Genomic DNA, 16,796 nt, shown 5'->3' with positions numbered 1-16,796 from the left:
TTAGCAGAAGAAGCAAAATGGAATGCAAAAAGGCATGGGGAAAGCCCCATGCCTTTTCTTTTACCGCCGTCTTCTCAATTCTGGTTATTTATCCGTCCCCAGTAACAAGTTCACAACCGTATCCAGCTGCTGCTCCAAAGAATAGGGGTCCTCCATGACGAATTCATCATGATAATTATCCCCGTATAAAAATACTTTGCCCTTCTTCACAGCAGGTACACTTTTCCATATATCACTTTCCATTGCTTGGTTCGTAATCTCAGCATCGCCATTATAGACAAAAATATAATCACCTAAGTATTCAGGAAGCACCTCAAGCGAGATTGATTCGAACCCCTCTTTCATATGTAAGGCACTTTCTGTTGGAGGCAGCTGCAGCATTTCGTAGATAGTGGAGGAACCATAATTTCCGCCCGTTGCTGCTAACACATATACTGTTTTTTCGGCAAACTGAACGATGGATACCGTCTCCCCTTCCTTGATGACGTTAGATACCTTTGACCTTGCTTCAACAACCTTCTGTTCGTATTCCTCAATCCAATTCTCAGCCTGCTGTTCTTTTCCGAATATCGAGGCTACTCGTCTGAATTTATCAAGTGGCCCGGCTGTTGACAACTCTTCCCAGTATGGCAGAAAAACAGTGGTGCCGATCTTCTCATATTGGTCAACGTAATCTTCGATGGAACCGATAATGAGGTCTGGCTCCAGCATGGTCAATTTCTCCAGATTCATCGGGAATTCCCCTAAATCTTCGATCGTATCGAGTGTTTCTTGTGGAATCTCCGCCTTGTCCATCCAGCCTTCGTCGAGCATGAATGTTCTTGCCCCGATAGGGACAATGCCCAGCTTCAATAAATGACCCATATATTGGTCTGCCGCGACTTTTACCGGCTCTGCGGGTACTTCAATGTCTCCTCTTGGCGTGGATACGATCCGCGTCTTCGGACTTTCTTCTGAGGCAATCGGAGTTGCCTGATTAACTTTATTGTTTGCGTTGCTTGAATTCTTCGCCGCTGTGTTCGTGCCGTTGGAGCAAGCGCTGAGCAGCAGGGAGCCGCACAGCAGGATTGCAGCCATGGCTACAGATCTGGTTGGTTTTGATGTAAACATATGTATTTCCCCTTTGTCCGTATTATGATAATGATTATCATTATTAATATACAGATCAGTAACATTATCAGAAATAGAGGATGTGGGGAAGTTTAATGGACTTTCAACAACTTTGTGCTGCAGCAGCTCGCTATTTCTATGATAAGCAGGGGCTACACCCTTACGCTTTTTATAAATCCTGCTGAAATAATACACGTCTTTATACCCGACACTCGCCGCAATCTCCCCGACTGAAGCATTAGTTGTCATTAGAAGCTCTGATGCAAGGTCAAGCCGGTAGCGGATTAAGTAATCAATCGGACTGACGCCTGTATGCTCTTTAAATAAGGATGACAAGTGATAAGCGCTGAAATTGAACACTTCCGCAAGTGAGTCTAAGGTAACGGGTTCCGCATAATTCTCCCGGATATAAGTGATTACCTGCACTGCAACAGAAGTTGTTCTGACCTCGGTCTCATGCTCTTGCAGGCGCAATTCCTTTAACGTCAGATGAACGAATTGGTAAAAAAGTGCTTTTACATGAAGACGCTCTTCCGGCTGATCCCATTTCTGATGCATCTGCTGAATTTTGTTATAGAGTAAAAGCGGAGCCTCAGGGCTAAAGCAATACTGCTCTTGAAGAGGATTCGCTTCATGGAGCAAGGCTTTGTAGTAAATGATATAGTAAATAAATTTATCTTTTATGGGAACGATGCTTAGGATGGCCCCTTTGCCGCTATGTAAAAGTTGAAATCCTGTCCAAGCAAATTCAGCCTGGTCTGACTGAACTTGTGCGCTTCCTTGTACCGATAGCAAAAATATATTGGCAGGTATTATAAATGGAGGAAGAACTTCGCCTTGGGCTAACTCCTTCTGCCGGATATCCACCAGTGTAATTGCAGCCTGATCCCAAAGTAATAATTGATTGCTGATGTGCATGATGCGATATTCCCCTCCGTTATCTGTCTACTCCTCATTTTAAATGATAACTATTATCAATGACAGTCTGAATAATACTTGTTATATTAAAAGTCACATAACTCCATATCTTTCTAACATCGCTGTATTCCAGATTCTTGCAATGAAGATTAGAATAAATAGCAGATAGTGGATGTGACTAACAAGGGGTGATCTCGATGGATGAGCGGTTAAGAGTTGTGATTGGGAGCGGCGGAAGTCTGCATAACCAGGGGTGGCTGCATACGGAGGAGAGGGAGCTTAATCTTTTGCAAGAAGAACAGTGGGCTGTCAGGTTCAAGAAAAACTCCATACAAGCAATCCTTGCGGAGCATGTCTGGGAGCATCTGACGTATGAGGAGGGGATACAGGCGGCAAAAATCTGCTATCCTTATCTGGCATCTGGCGGGTATATCCGCTGTGCTGTGCCGGATGGGTATTTTCCGGATGAAGCTTATCAGAAGATTGTACAGGTCGGAGGACCGGGTCCCCTGGATCATCCCGCGGCGTCTCACCGCATCGTACATAATTACAATACCCTGCGAGGCATGTTCACGGCTGGCGGCTTCGAGGTCAAACTGCTGGAGTATTGCGATGAATCCGGGAAGTTTCATTATAACTACTGGGATGAGGGCGGAGGGTTTATCTACCGTTCCAGGCGCTTCGACCACCGCAATACAGCGGAGAGGCTTGGCTTTGTCTCCCTGATTGTGGATGCAGTTAAGGTGTGAAAATAACATCCGCCGCCAGCAAAAAGGCTGATCTCCCCAGCACAATGCGCTGCATCGAGATCAGCCTGTACTCCAATCGGCCAGCCCGGGCTAGAAGCCCCGGTATTGCGGTTCTTCCTTTTCCAGCTCAGTTACGCGTCCTTCTACCTGCTGAACAATCTGCTGAGTCTGCTCGGCGGCATTGGTGAACAGGGTCTTGGCTTCCTCGTTTTGAGTCTCCATGGCGAATTGCTCCAGGCTGGCCTGGGCGCTTTTTAGCGAAGCTACGCACGTCTTGACTTGTGAGGCGACAGTCATCGGTATACCCTCCTCCATATCATAGAAATGGATCATAATCCACGGTTTTTAGTATCTGCACTCCTGCAGCTCATATTCTGGAAAATCACTCCAGCCTCACGAGAGCATAATCAGCTGGCATGAAATTTTTTGGTTATTTCACCCCTGGTTTAACAAATACTGAAGCAGAATGCCTGAGCACACAGAGCATGAAATATCACAATACAGGGGGTTATTCGAATGCCGGAATGGCTGGAGGTCATCGTGCGGACTCTGTTTGCTGTGGTCGTAATGTTTTTTCTAACCAAGATACTCGGCAAACGGCAGGTTTCGCAGCTGTCTTTTTTTGAATATATTACGGGAATTACGGTGGGGAGCTTGGCTGCTTATATCTCGCTGGACACGGATAAGACCTGGCATCTGGGCCTGATTGCCTTAGGCGTCTGGGTTGCCTGTTCACTGGGAATTGAATATCTGCAAATCAAGAGCAAAAAGGCCAGAGATTTCATTGACTTCAAATCGACGGTGCTGATTAAGGACGGCAAGATTCTCGAGAATAATATGAAAAAAGAGCGTCTGAGCGTCGACGAGCTGCTGGAGGAATTGCGCAAAAAGGATGTCTTCAAGGTAGCCGATGTGGAATTTGCGATTATGGAATCAGATGGTGCGATTAACGTGCTGTTAACCAAGGAGAATCAGCCCTTCACCCCCAAGGATCTGGGAATCAAGGTTGCACCGGAGAAGGAGACGCTCGCTGTGATTATGGATGGTGAGATTCTGGACGAGCCTCTGGATACGCTGAATCTGTCCCGGAAGTGGCTGCAGACCGAGCTGGAAAAGCTGAATCTGACCGTGAAGGATGTTTTCCTCGGGCAGGTAGACTCTTATGGTGAGCTTACCGTGGATCTCTATGCTGACAAAGTCAAGGTGCCGCAGCCGCAGGATAAGCCTCAGCTGTATGCGCTGCTGAAGAAATGTGAAGCCGATCTGGAGCTGTTCGGTCTGTCCACCAAGAACAAAGCGGCGAAGCAAATGTACGGAAATTGTTCAGAGCAATTGCAGGAGCTGCTGCAGAAGCTGAAGCCTTTTATCCAGAACTGACAGCATGAGCAGTTTCACAAGCAGGAGCCGGTGATCCGGCTTCTTTAGCATGTCCGGGCATAAATCCAGGAACGAGCTGGAATACTAAGGCAGAATCCCCACTACCGGAAGGAGGCTGCCAGATTGCCTGATCAGGATATGCTGGAGTTAATCAAGGAGCAGCTGACAGATTGCAGCGATGCGGTCTACCAGTCTATTAATGTCTACGGGCATTCCTGTATGCTGATCTATATTCCTTCCATCGTGGATACCCTAAGCCTGCAGGAATTTGTCGCCACGCCCCTGAAGGCAGAAGCCAATGCGGAGCCGCACTGGGCGGATTTCATGGAGCGTCTGGATCACGGATCTGCATTCGCGATTCCTTATATCAAGGCCTATCATCCCGGCCGGGTGGTGGAGCTGATCGTCAGCGGGAATCCTGTACTCAGCATCGCAGGTTTGCCGTATGTGTATTATTTTGAGATTGCCCACTATCAGAAAAGGGCGGTGTCCGAATCACAGAACGAGCTGGTGGTGATCGGGCCGCAGGAAGCTTTTATCGAGGATATTCAGACGAATCTCTCGCTGCTGCGCCACAAGATCAAGCATGCGGATCTGAAGACCAAGCATTTCGCTATCGGCAAATACACTAAGACCGATGTATATCTGGTCTATCTCGAAGGGCTCTGCAAGCCGAAAATTCTGGCGGAAATGGAACAGAAGCTGGGCAGTCTCGATGTGGACGGAATTCTGGGCATCAGCTATCTGGCGGAGCATATGTCCCGGGAGCAATTCTCCCCTTTTCCGATCTATCAATATACGGAACGCCCTGACTCTGTCGCCGCCTCGCTCATGGAAGGCAGAGTCGGCATTCTGCAGGACGGCACACCGTCCGCTTTGCTGGCGCCGGTAACTTTTTTTGCGCTGCTGCAGTCCTCAGAGGATTATTACCAGAGCTTCTATGCCGGCAGCTGGATCCGGCTGGTCCGCCTTTTTTTCTCGCTGATCTCGATGATACTGCCGTCATTATATGTCGCCATTACAACCTTTCACTCACAGATCATTCCCTCTGATCTGCTGATAACGATAGCTGCGGCCCGCGAGAATATCCCGTTCACTGCCCTGACGGAGGCGCTGATTATGGAGCTTACGTTCGAAGCCCTGCGTGAAGCCGGGACCCGTATTCCGAAGCCAGTGGGTCAGACTGTCTCCATTATCGGAGGTATCGTTATCGGACAGGCGGCGGTCCAGGCGGGAATTGTCTCGGCACCGATGGTCATTGTAGTGTCCATTACCGGGATCGCTTCGTACATCATTCCGCATCTGGAGCTTGGACTGACTTTCAGGCTGCTGCGCTTTGTGCTGCTCATTCTGGGCGGAACCTTGGGACTGATCGGCGTCTTTATTGCTGTGTTTGTCATCTATGGCCATTTGGCGCATCTCCGGTCCTTTGGTTCACCTTATCTGCAGCCGCTGGCCCCGCTTGTGTTTGAAGACTGGAGGGATACCCTGTTTCGTGTGCCCACCCAGTATATGAATAAGCGGAGCAGCTCTTTTACCAACAGGAAGAATAGAAGGAGACAGAAGCCATGAGAGTCATCAGGCTGGGCATGGCACTGCTGCTGCTCTTGAATCTGACCGGCTGCTGGTCCAAAGTAGAGCTCGACGAATTGACCTTTATCTATGGGATGTTCATTGACAAGGGGGAGGAGCGGGGTACCGTTGAAGTGTCGATCAGCTCACCGCTGCCGAACCGGCTGATGTCAGGAACCCAAGGCGGGAGCGGTGCGGCAGACGGAAGGGCGTATTCGATGATCACCAAGACAGCCGCCACTATACCGGAAGCAGTGATCCTGATTCAGAAGGACCTGTCCCGCAGGCTGGAGATCTCCCATATCAAGATAGTTGTCGTGGGTAAGGAGTATGCCAGTCAAGGTATTGGGGAAATGCTTGAATGGTTCAAAAGACAGCCGGAGGTCCCTTTAGGAACCTATATCATGGCTGCCCCCGGCAGAGCCAGCGATATTCCCAAATTGTCTCCGATCTTCGAACAGCTGCCGGATCAGGTCCTCAGCAGCATCTCCAAGGAAAACCTCCTGTTCAGCACTACGATCAGAGACTGCATGCTCTCGGAGGCTTCTCATATGGGGTATGCCATGGATTATTTATCCTTTGGACTAAAGAGCGGCAACGCTGAGAAGAAGGAGGAATACTGGGTTGGGATCGGCGGTGTAATGCTGTTCCAGGAGATGAAGATGAGAGGTCTGATGAATGTCAGTGAGGGCAGAGCCTTGGCCTGGGCTGCTGGGAATCTCGCTGGACACATCGCGTTCCCGGTATATTCGATAGACTGGGATGATGACGGCGCAGGAGCTGCAAATGCAATCTTCCTCAGGAACACCGCAGCTTCCTCCGTAAGCATGACCCCCGAAGGTCCGTTGTTTCATGTGAAAATAAAAGGACACGCCAGCATCACCTACTTCAAGGATTCCGAGCACCGCGATGCGAACAAGCTCAGCCCCTTGCTGCTGAGCAAGCTTGAACAGAAGGTGGCCGGAGAAATCACGGCTGCGCTTGACCGTATTCGGCAGGAGGGTGTGGATGTGCTGCAGTTGGGTATGCTGGTGGAATGGAATGATCCGGCAGCGTGGAGAAAGCTGCGTGAGCGCTGGAAAGACTACTATACCTCGGAAGCCCGGATTAAGGTGACCGCGAAATTCATTATCGAGGATTTCGGTTCAGAAAAATAAGGGGAAGAACATTATGCAGACATCGAAATGGCAAATCACCAGGTTCTCAATCGTATATCTGGGCTCCCAGAGTACCATGTTTCTAGTTCCCGGCCTCATTGAATCCTCCGGCTATCAGGGGTGGATCGGGATTGTGGCCGGCTGTGCCCTGGCGCTGATTCCGCTGTTCTTCACCGTTCAGCTCGGGAAGCTGAAGCCCGGGACGGGCTGGGTGGATTTCGGAGCAGAGATTACGGGGAAGTGGATGCACCGGGTTATAGTCCTTCTGCTGCTATGCTGGTGTGTTTACTATGCTTCGTATGATATCGAGAATTTTGTTCTGTTCTTCGGATCTAACTATCTGCGCGGAACACCGCCGCTGCTGATTCAGCTCCTTATAGGACTGGTCATTATGTACACGGCTCATCTCGGAGTCACCTCTATAGTGTATATGTCTGACGGCATATCGATTATTTTCGTAGGTTCGACGCTGCTGAGCATCTATCTGTTCATCCAGCATGCCAATTACGCGATTCTCCCGGCGTTTCTCCATTACCATGATCCGTTCATCGCCTTCAAGGACTCGTTAACCGTCATGTCCTGGCTGGGAGAATGGGTGGTGTTCCTGTTTGTTGCCCCGGAGCTGAAAATCAGCAAGAGCACCATGAAAAAGCTGGCTCTTGGGGGTATGTGCGTCATGCTGACGATTCTGCTGGGCTGGGTGATGACCCTGCTGAATTTCGGAGCCTATCTGGGCAAAGAGCTGGCGTTCCCCTATTTGCAGCTCGTCCGCAGCTCGTCCAACAACGAGCTTCTGGGCAATTCCGATCCCCTGCTGATCGGAATCTGGTCCGCCTCTATGTTCATTCACAGTTCATTTCTGATCTATGTAGCGAGTAAATGTGCTGCATATCTTACCGGGCAGAGAGCGAAGAAGCTGCTGATTCCCGGCCTGACAGTTTGCTCTGTAACGATTGCCTATCTCTATTCCAGAAATCTGGCCCGGTATGATCATGACTATTACTCCTTCAATATGGCTCTTGTGTGGCTGATTGTAGAGTTTATTCCGATGTACTATTTCTTTGCGTTAATGCTCCGGAAGAAGCGGCAGCCGCAGGCATAAGCCAGGGCTGCAATTTCCGCTATTATATAATGTAGGCGCTTTCTGGTATGATTAGTTTATATGTACATACCTTTTTATGGAATAGGATGGTGTTATTATTCATGAATCTTCAAGAAGCAACCGCTCTAATTGAATCGATCCGAAGCAATCTGGCACAAGTTATCGTGGGCAAAGAGAGCGGTGTGAACCTGCTGCTGACCGCTTTGCTGGCCAATGGTCATGTGCTGCTGGAGGATGTGCCGGGTACCGGAAAGACCCTGCTCGCCAAAACATTGGCCCGCTCCCTGGACTGCACGTTCAAGCGGATTCAGTTCACGCCCGACCTGCTGCCGTCTGACTTAAGCGGCATCAATTACTATAACCAGAAGAGCGGCGAATTTCAATTCCGTCCCGGTCCGGTATTTGCCAGCATTCTGCTTGCGGATGAGATCAACCGGGCCACGCCGCGCACCCAGTCCAGCCTGCTGGAGTGTATGGAGGAGCGGCAGATTACAATTGACGGCGTGACGCATGAGCTGGAGCGGCCGTTCCTGGTCATTGCTACCCAGAATCCGGTGGACAGCCAGGGGACCTTTCCGCTGCCGGAAGCGCAGCTGGACCGGTTCCTCATGCGGATTACCAGCGGATATCCTACATTTGATGAAGGGGTACATATCCTCCAGCGGTTCCGCCAGAATAACCCGCTGGAAGATACCGCTGCGGTGGCCACGGCCCGGCAGATTCAGGACGTTCAACGTCTGGCTGCGGAGGTTACTGTCAGTGACGAGCTGCTCGCTTATATGATGCGCGTGGTTGAGGCTACCCGTACCTCCCCGGCGGTCCGGCTGGGAGCAAGCCCCAGGGCAGCTTTCGCCTTGCTGCGCGCTTCGCAGGGATACGCACTGATCCAGGGCAGAAGCTACTGTATCCCGGATGATATCAAAGAGGTTGCGGTCCCTGTGCTGGCGCACCGGCTGATTCTTCAGCGCGGTCCCGGAGTCCGTGAAGGCCAGTCGGCAGAGGTAGTGCTTCAGGTGTTGCGTGAAATTGAGGTGCCGGCTGAACCTGCTGTCCTGTCCAGAGGCGGAAGGGTGGAGTGATCCATGTCGCTGCCGTGGTTCATTGCAAGCACGTTCATCTTGCTGGTCCTGATCTCGCTGGTCTATGACCGGCATGCGCTGAAGAAGGTCAGCTATACCCGTTACTTTTCTGCCAAAGCGGTGTACGCCGGTGAACAGGTAGAGATGGTTGAGGAGATCATGAACAAGAAGCTGCTGCCGCTGCCGTGGCTGCGGCTGGAATCCAGCATAGCTAAGGGGCTTGAATTCGGTAACCAGGAGAATCTGGGCATCAGCAGCGGAGAGATTTCCCAGAATCATGTCAGCCTGTTCTTCCTGAGGTCTTTCCGCCATATCAAACGGCGGCATAATATCACTTGCAGGGAGCGGGGGCTGTTCGTCCTGGAGACGGCAACCATGACTACCGGCGATCTGTTCGGACTGAGCCGCAGCGCCAAGACCTTCCCGCTTCATCTGGAGCTGCTGGTCTACCCCGGATTGCTGCGTTTCCATGACCTTCCGTTGCCGGTTCACAGCTGGCTTGGAGAGCTGCCGGTCAAGCGCTGGATTGTCGAAGATCCGTTCCTGACCGCCGGTACAAGAGAATACAGCGCCGGGGATTCTCTGGCGAGCATTAACTGGAAAGCGACAGCCCGTACGGGAAGTATGCAGGTGCATCAAAAGGATTACACCGCCGATTCCCGGCTGGTCATCTGCCTGAACGTGGAGACGAGTGAGTCCATGTGGAGAACGGTTACCGATGTGCAGCGTATAGAGCTGGGAATCCGCTATGCGGCGACTGTAGCCGAGTATGCGATCAGCCACGGTATTGAGGTCCGGCTGCTCAGCAATGGAAGACTGGAGGGGAGCGGGGCGAGAGATTCGGTGGACACCTGGTCCATTGTTCATACCGAGGAGTTCCTTGGCCTGCTGGCCAGACTGAATCTGGACCGGACCGTGCCGATGAGCAGGCTGATGGAGATTGAAGCGGACAAGGGGGAGGCAGATAAGGATTATCTGATCATTACCTGTCACCGGGGGGCAGAGCTTCAGCTGGCAGCCTCAGGCTTAAGCTTCCTCGGAAACGGTGTAGAGTGGCTGGATATTCCTTCTGAAGGGGGCGGTGAGCTATGACTTCCCGAATCCCGGATGCCTTCAAAGAAAATTACGCCATATGGATGGCAGCCTTCATCGAATGGCTGCTGCTGCTCCCGGTATGGCTGGTGCTCCAGACTTATTTCCAGCCGGAGGCCGGGGCGCTGCGCTGGATCTATCTGCTGCCGGTACTGGCCGCAGCCGGTGTGCTGCTGCGGGAGATATGCAACCGCCGCTGGAAGCAGCTGCTCGCGGCGCTAATTCTCGGAGCTATATCTGCGGCGTTAACCGGTACGCTGACACTTATAGGTCTTCCGCTGGCAGCCGGAGCGGCTGTGTCTGCCTTCCTTGGCATGACAGCGGCCACACGGGTGAACCGGCTGTGGTTGTATATCAGCGGGATCATGCTGTATTTTGTCGCTTCGATTGCCTTCTCGCGCATCCCCGGTCTCCAGCCGAGTGCACCGGTGCTCACCTGGAGCGGCAGCTTGTGCCTGATCCTGGCACTGCTGGCTACGAACAGCACCCACCTGCGTTATAGCTCCTTGAACGGAGGTGCAGGAAATCTGCCTCAAGGACTGCGGCGGCATAACCGGCTGTTCGTGGTCGGCTTCATTATCCTGGCAGCATTGCTTGCAGCGGGGGGCGGTAGGGCGGTTGGGATGCTGCTGTGGAATATGGTGCGGGCATTCTTCGCCTGGCTCAGCCGGTTATCCTCCGGTTCCGAGGAGGCACCGCCGGCAGAAGCACCGCCTGAGGCCATCCCTGCCATGCCGGCTGCGGAGCCGGGTGAACCGGGCTTGCTGTCGATGATTCTAAATATAGGCTTCTATATTCTAGGAGTGGCAGCCATTCTTGCGGTACTGTATTTTATCCTTCGTTGGTTGTACAGGAATACAGGAGGCATCCTGCGCAGAGCGATGGACAGGCTGCTGTCCCTGCTGCGCAGAGAGACTCCTGCGGCTGCCGGGTATCAGGATGAGGAGACCAGCCTGTTCAACTGGGAGCAGACCGTTCAGGACTTCCGCCAATACGTGCGTTCCAAGCTGACACCTGCCAGCCGCCGGGACCGCTGGGAGGGGATGGACGGAAGCCGTGAGCGCATCCGCTGGCTGTACCGGCACTGGCTGCGGGCCAGACATGCGGAAGGGTATGAGGTGAAGCCCTACCTGACCCCGCAGGAGACAGCAGCTGATGTAGCCGCCTGGTCGCAAGGCCAGAAGCGTTCGAGCAAGCACTCTGGCGGAGATGCCTCTGTCAATGACCGTCTGCTGGGCCTATACCACAGGGCCCGCTATACCGAGGAGGAGCTGCCTGAACTTACTGCCGCTGAGGCGGCGGCGCTTAAGGAGCAGCTGAAGCTGTAGCTGAATCATCACGTTCAGCGAACACTGGAAAGGAGCGGCAGGCATGACCCCTTATCTGCGAGGTGAGCTGGCTAAAGAGGCTCAGATTAATATGGAGACGCTCAGATTCTATGAGAAAAACGGGCTGATTCCGCTGCCGCAGCGTTCAGTAGGCGGGTATCGGCTGTATCCGGAGGAGACGCTCCTCCGGATCGCTTTTATCCGTAATGCCAAGAGCTGCGGGTTCACGCTTAAGGAGATTAAGAAAGCACTTGATAAATCGGCAGACCGCAGCATTGGCATCAGTGATTTCGCCCAAGTCATTGAGCGGAAGATCGCCGCTGTCGATCTGGAGATTGCCCGGCGGAACGAGACACGCAGACAGCTTGAAGCACTGAAGTCCGGCCTTCTGGTTCAGGACAGGCACCCGGGCGTGCAGGATACGCTTAATATGTTGAACATGAATGATTAATCTGTTGCCACCTGTAATTCTGCCGGGATTGCCGCTTGACTCTGTACATTGCTACAGGGTTTATAGTATGGGCATCCCAGGATAACAGGAGGAATTACACGTATGTTGTATCCGAGCAGTACCCCAATTGAACAGTTGCAGGCCATTACAGCTTATCTGAAAAGCAATAATAGTTACTCCAGAAGCCCGGTTCAGGAGATCCGTGCGGCGGCTCTCGAAGCTTCCAGGCAATTACCCTTTCTTGAAGGCGTGAAGGTTGAACCGGTTGAGGTGGAGACCTTCAGCGGAGAGTGGGTCAGAGCGGAGGAGAAAAGTCTACAAGGTGAAGGACAATCGCAACCCGCGGAGAACAAGGTAATTCTTTATTATCACGGCGGAGGGTTTGTGTCTGGCAGCTGCGAGATCTATAGGGATCTGGCAGCCCGTCTATCTGAAGCAGCGGGGGGAATTGCCATTTTAACTGTGGAGTACCGGCTTGCACCGGAGTTCTGCTTCCCTGCAGCCAATGAGGATTGCCTTGCAGCGTACCACTGGCTACTGGAACGGGGCGTTCTTGCCGGGAATATTATAGTCTGCGGAGAGTCCGTTGGAGCCACGCTTGCGCTGATGACATTAATTACGCTGCGGGACCAGGGGGATAAGCTCCCTGCCGGTGCATGCCTGCTATCTCCCCATGCCGACCTTATTCATTTGGACGGGGAGTCTTATGACAGCCGTGCGGGAACGGACCCGACAGGAAGCCGGGAAGCGAATCAGAGAATGATTGAGGAATATATGGGGGACTATGGCGGTGCATGGCCTGCAATATTATCACCATTAAGAATGGATCTCCGGGGCTTGCCGCCCCTGCTCATACAGGCGGGAGATCATGAGGTGCTGCTGAGTGATGCAGTGCGCTTGGCTGAACAGGCAAAGGCGGCGGGCATCACTGTAGAACTTCAAATCTGGAAGAACATGTGGTGCGCCTTTCAGCTGATGGCTGCCATGCTTCCTGAAGCGCAGCAGGCCATCGGGAACATAGGCAGCTTCATTAAGAGAGTATTGCAGCTGGAGGGCAGGCAAGATTAGCACCCGTAGTCAGAAAGTGATCATACAGTGCATCCAGTGAACAGGGTCAGAACAGCAGCCGCAGCAGCATCAGCGTCACAATACCGGTCAATACGGTGGCCAGCAGGCTGCGGGTCTTGACGGCTACCCAGAAGGTGGGGAGGGCAGCGATTAGCTCCACATTGGTGGACAGGACTGCGAACCTGCCGCCGGTTACGAGCAGCTCTTGGGCAACCAACGCAGCCATGACAGCAATCGGCACATAGCTAAGCCAGCGCATGCCCCATTCCGGGATCGTGATCCGGCTTAGCAGCATCAGCGGAAGGACACGCGGAATGAAGGTGACGAGCGCGGCTCCGAGAATGATTATGGCAATTTCCAGTCTTATTTCCATTGTTCCATCACCACTCCAATCGTTGAGGCTACCAGCGCCGCAGCTATAACGCCCATGCTGGGTGACCACAGCACAGAGACGAGCACGGCAACAACAACAGCCGCTAAGCCGACAGTGATATCCAGTCTATACTTGCGCCGTCCCATAATGGTCAGGACCAGCAGCCCGATGAACATAGCCGGCAGGGCGAAATCCAGTCCCCACTTCTCGGGGCTGGATATCCATTGACCGAGAATAGCGCCGGCGATATTGGCCAGGAACCAGTTCAGATAAGCGGTAATATTCAGGCCGTGCATCCATCTCTCGCTGATCTGCTTCCTTGCGGCGCTCTTCTGAATGGCTACGCCGAAGGTCTCATCTGTAAGAAGTGAGCCGATCAGCAGGTTGCGCAGCGGAGTCAGATGCCGGAAGTATGGCGACAATGCTGCGCTTAACAGTAGATGCCGCAGGTTAACCAGCAGAATCGTAATGACAATACCGGAGGCGCTGCTCCCGGCGGCAATCATGCCAGCGGCAATAAACTGGGCCGAACCGGCGTACAGGATGATGGAGATCATGGCGATTTCGGCAAGGGTCAGCCCCGCTGTTTTCTCCACAACGCCTGCGGCGAACCCGATGCTGAGATAACCGAGCAGAGTGGGGAGGCAGTCCTTGACCCCTTGCCAGAACGTATCACTGCTCTCCGGCACACTTGGGCTATCTGTAACCAGGCTGCCGCCGGATAGCGGCTCCTGATGAATGGATTCTGGCTTCATGGGCATGCTCCTTCTGTTTCATGGAATAATGACTAGTATAGTGTCCGATTTAAACTAGTAGATGGGGCGCTATCATACCTGAATGAGTACAAGAGTGGAGCCACACCTACAGGTGTCATTCCCAGATGAAGACGAGAGTTGTCCATTAGGGACAGTTGGCCTGACGTAACGGACTGAGGTGCGCTTATTCTAGTATAAAGTCACCACTTGGGCAAGTAACGGACCTCATGGAGCTTATTCCTGGATTTTCTACTCCTAAACCTCTCGTAGAGAGACGATAAGGGCTCCTCAGTCCGTTAAACCGCAAAAAGTGGCGTTTGACTGGGGATAGGGTATCTCAGGTCCGTTAGGAACACACTCTTCTGGCCGGTGTATTTTCGTTTTACGGAACCTCCGGGATTCGACCCTATTCACAGAGTTACATCGGATACTCTACTATCGCCGATAATAAATACATTGTATTAATATCTAATAATTCATAGCGAATTGCAAGGGAATATTAGCTGTAACTGTAAAAAGGGTTCCGCCGTCCACAGAGCGATCTGCGGCAGCGGAACCCTTTTGGAGTTCATGGTTATTTCAAGATGAGTACGCCGAACCCTTCCATCGTATAGCTCCCTGACAGGGTCTGGCCGCTTAAGAGATCCGTCTTGGCTGTCTTAAGCACAATCTGTGCCGGTTCTTCGCTGTAGTTGAGCAGGAAAGCGATACCTGTAGAGGCGTCTTCCCCCGTAGCACGAATCTGCAACTCAACCTCTGGTGGCAGCTCCGCCCAATCGGCGGCTGGCGAGACCAGCCCCAGACTGCCAAGCACCTGCAGCACAGCAGGCTCATTGAACACGGCGCCGTAATACCATACTTCGCCTTTGCCCCTGGTGTTGCGGGTTACCGCCGGTTTGCCGGCATAGTAGTCGGTCGCATAGGTTGCCATGACCTCCACACTGTCCTCTTCGACATGCAGGATATCATTGAAGGCATCTGCACCGGTCAGCGCCTCAGGATCATGGTTCCAGCGGATGGAGGTAGGCTTGCGCGTTCCTTTGACCAGCGTGAATTCTTCCACGGTTACCCCGCACATCTCCTGCGCCGCTCCGGGAAAAGGCCGCATGTAGCATTGTCCGGTAATATCCTTGTAGCCTGTGCGGCAGCCGAAGACCAGCTTCCCGCCTTGCTGTACATACTGGTCGAGCAGAGCCGCCGTATCATCGGTCATAATCGCCGGATGCGGGTAGACCAGCACTTCATAACGGGCAAGCTCTGCAAGGGTGGTATGGCTGCGCAGGTACAGAACGTCATTCGGAATATGCTTCCGCTGCAGAGCCTTGAACCATTCCTTGTTGCTCTGCCACATGAACGGGCCGTGCCAGACATCATATTCCCCGTCCCACTCATTGTCATAATCACGCACGATAGCAACGCTCGCCTGAGTCCGGCTGCCGATGAACTGCTGCCCGATGCTTGCCAGCTCGCGGCCGATCTGTTCCGCTTCTCTTACCCGCCGGTTAGGCTGGTTATGGTAGTCGTTCAAGCCGTGCCAATAGATCTCATTGCCCATGGTGGCAGTCCGCCAGCGGAAATAGAGCAGCATGTCAGCGCCGTGGGCGACGGACTGGTAGGTCCACAGCCGCATCTGTCCCGGCTTCGGTGAAGGCATGTCCAGCCGGTTGACCCAGCCCCCCGGACCGGATTGCTGCTCCATGACACAGAAGTTGCTGCTGACCGAACGTACGGCCGACAGGGACAGTCCCCAGCCGCGGTCAAGCATCGGGTTCACCTCTGCCGGATCGAAGCCGATGGTGGAGAACTGCGGATACGAGTCATAGCTGAAGAAATCCAGCAGCTCGTCATTCAGCTCATGGCTGTCCAGATGTCCGAACAGCCCGTTGGTTGTAACCCACTGATTAGGAGCCAATTCCCGGAGGATATCTGCCTGGATTTTGGCGAAATGGATGGTGTTATCGGAGATGAAGCGCTTCTCATCCAGAGCCTGGTGCGGATTCGGCTGATTCGGTGAAGGAGTAGGCCGGGTGAGGCAGACCTGTGACCAGCTCGTATAGGTCTGATTCCAGAACACCGTGCCCCAAGCCTGATTAAGCTTGTCCAAGCTGACATACTTCTCCTGCAGCCAGAGGCGGAAGGCCTGATGATCACTCTCCGAGTAGAATACATTGATCTCACAGTTCAGCTCGTTGTCAATCTGCCAGCCGACAACACCCGGATGATTGCCGTAATGTTCAGCAAGCTTCGTTACAATTCGGGCACAGAGCTCACGGTATTTGGGACTGCTGTAATTGTAATGGCGGCGCATGCCGTGCTGTAGCGTCACACCTTCATAAGTAACATTCAAGGCCTCAGGGTACTTCTCGGTAAGCCAGGCAGGCGGAGTGGCCGTAGGCGTTCCCAGAATGACCTTCAGCCCGTAGCTGTGTGCCATGTCGACCGCACGGTCAAACAGATCGTATTGAAACACGCCTTCTTCCGGTTCAAAAATGGACCAGGCGAACTCAGCCAGACGTACAATGGTGAATCCGGTTTCAACCATACGCCGGTAATCGTCAGCCCACATGGATTCAGGCCAGTGCTCAGGATAATAGCAGACGCCCAGTTCAAATCGTTCTGCTGCAACAGGTTTCTTCATCTTAACCTCCAAGTGTAAAAATGTGCT

15 protein-coding genes are annotated in these 16,796 nt (G+C 52.8%); 10 read left to right on the top strand and 5 right to left on the bottom strand.

Features of this window, described 5'->3' with window-relative positions; translation table 11 throughout:
- Positions 1–84: 84 nt before the first annotated feature.
- On the bottom strand, positions 85–2,028 hold the full coding sequence (locus MKY64_RS11975; protein WP_340953224.1) for an AraC family transcriptional regulator: 1,944 nt from the start codon (positions 2,026–2,028) through the stop codon (positions 85–87).
- Between the two features lie 197 nt (positions 2,029–2,225).
- On the opposite strand from MKY64_RS11975, the gene MKY64_RS11970 reads away from it, so the two are divergent.
- Complete coding sequence (locus tag MKY64_RS11970) at positions 2,226–2,777, top strand: class I SAM-dependent methyltransferase (RefSeq protein ID WP_340953223.1); 552 nt, start codon at positions 2,226–2,228, stop codon at positions 2,775–2,777.
- Between the two features lie 90 nt (positions 2,778–2,867).
- On the opposite strand, the gene MKY64_RS11965 is transcribed toward MKY64_RS11970, so the two are convergent.
- Positions 2,868–3,074 carry a DUF1657 domain-containing protein gene (locus MKY64_RS11965; RefSeq protein ID WP_036728736.1) on the bottom strand — a complete coding sequence of 69 codons (207 nt, stop codon included), beginning with the start codon at positions 3,072–3,074 and terminating at the stop codon, positions 2,868–2,870.
- 219 nt (positions 3,075–3,293) lie between these two features.
- Between MKY64_RS11965 and MKY64_RS11960 the strand changes: the two genes are divergently transcribed.
- The 9 genes from MKY64_RS11960 to MKY64_RS11920 all read left to right on the top strand — a co-directional run bounded on the left by MKY64_RS11960 (position 3,294) and on the right by MKY64_RS11920 (position 13,003).
- Positions 3,294–4,154 (top strand): DUF421 domain-containing protein, encoded by an 861-nt coding sequence (locus MKY64_RS11960; RefSeq protein ID WP_340953221.1) that lies wholly within the window; start codon positions 3,294–3,296, stop codon positions 4,152–4,154.
- Between the two features lie 138 nt (positions 4,155–4,292).
- The gene (locus tag MKY64_RS11955; protein WP_445671723.1) at positions 4,293–5,726 is read left to right on the top strand and encodes a spore germination protein; all 1,434 of its coding nucleotides are present in this window, start codon (positions 4,293–4,295) and stop codon (positions 5,724–5,726) included.
- Positions 5,723–6,883: a Ger(x)C family spore germination protein gene (locus tag MKY64_RS11950; RefSeq protein WP_340953219.1), complete on the top strand. Its 1,161-nt coding sequence runs from the start codon at positions 5,723–5,725 to the stop codon at positions 6,881–6,883. The genes MKY64_RS11955 and MKY64_RS11950 overlap by 4 nt, the downstream gene beginning before the upstream one ends.
- Positions 6,884–6,896: 13 nt before the next feature.
- The gene (locus MKY64_RS11945; protein WP_340953217.1) at positions 6,897–7,985 is read left to right on the top strand and encodes a GerAB/ArcD/ProY family transporter; all 1,089 of its coding nucleotides are present in this window, start codon (positions 6,897–6,899) and stop codon (positions 7,983–7,985) included.
- A 101-nt stretch (positions 7,986–8,086) separates the two neighbouring features.
- Complete coding sequence (locus MKY64_RS11940; RefSeq protein WP_340953215.1) at positions 8,087–9,064, top strand: AAA family ATPase; 978 nt, start codon at positions 8,087–8,089, stop codon at positions 9,062–9,064.
- A 3-nt stretch (positions 9,065–9,067) separates the two neighbouring features.
- Positions 9,068–10,156, top strand: coding sequence for a DUF58 domain-containing protein (locus tag MKY64_RS11935; RefSeq protein ID WP_036728723.1), 1,089 nt, complete (start codon positions 9,068–9,070; stop codon positions 10,154–10,156).
- Positions 10,153–11,484 carry a hypothetical protein gene (locus tag MKY64_RS11930; RefSeq protein WP_340953212.1) on the top strand — a complete coding sequence of 444 codons (1,332 nt, stop codon included), beginning with the start codon at positions 10,153–10,155 and terminating at the stop codon, positions 11,482–11,484. Before MKY64_RS11935 ends, MKY64_RS11930 begins: the two co-directional genes overlap by 4 nt.
- 43 nt (positions 11,485–11,527) lie before the next feature.
- Positions 11,528–11,935 (top strand): MerR family transcriptional regulator, encoded by a 408-nt coding sequence (locus tag MKY64_RS11925; protein ID WP_340953211.1) that lies wholly within the window; start codon positions 11,528–11,530, stop codon positions 11,933–11,935.
- Positions 11,936–12,037: 102 nt separating this feature from the next.
- Complete coding sequence (locus tag MKY64_RS11920) at positions 12,038–13,003, top strand: alpha/beta hydrolase (protein ID WP_340953210.1); 966 nt, start codon at positions 12,038–12,040, stop codon at positions 13,001–13,003.
- Positions 13,004–13,049: 46 nt separating this feature from the next.
- Here MKY64_RS11920 and MKY64_RS11915 read toward each other — a convergent pair whose 3' ends face one another.
- The 3 genes from MKY64_RS11915 to MKY64_RS11905 all read right to left on the bottom strand — a co-directional run bounded on the left by MKY64_RS11915 (position 13,050) and on the right by MKY64_RS11905 (position 16,769).
- On the bottom strand, positions 13,050–13,376 hold the full coding sequence (locus MKY64_RS11915; RefSeq protein WP_339256466.1) for an AzlD domain-containing protein: 327 nt from the start codon (positions 13,374–13,376) through the stop codon (positions 13,050–13,052).
- Positions 13,367–14,131, bottom strand: a complete 765-nt coding sequence (locus tag MKY64_RS11910; RefSeq protein WP_083684804.1) for an AzlC family ABC transporter permease — start codon at positions 14,129–14,131, stop codon at positions 13,367–13,369. Before MKY64_RS11910 ends, MKY64_RS11915 begins: the two co-directional genes overlap by 10 nt.
- 574 nt (positions 14,132–14,705) lie before the next feature.
- Positions 14,706–16,769, bottom strand: coding sequence for a beta-galactosidase (locus MKY64_RS11905; protein WP_340953208.1), 2,064 nt, complete (start codon positions 16,767–16,769; stop codon positions 14,706–14,708).
- Positions 16,770–16,796 lie beyond the last annotated feature (27 nt).

This window comes from Paenibacillus sp. FSL R7-0210 (assembly GCF_038009085.1).
GTDB lineage: Bacteria > Bacillota > Bacilli > Paenibacillales > Paenibacillaceae > Paenibacillus_AQ > Paenibacillus_AQ silagei.
Note: the sequence above shows the minus strand (reverse complement) of the source record. Positions and strands in the feature narration are given on the sequence as shown.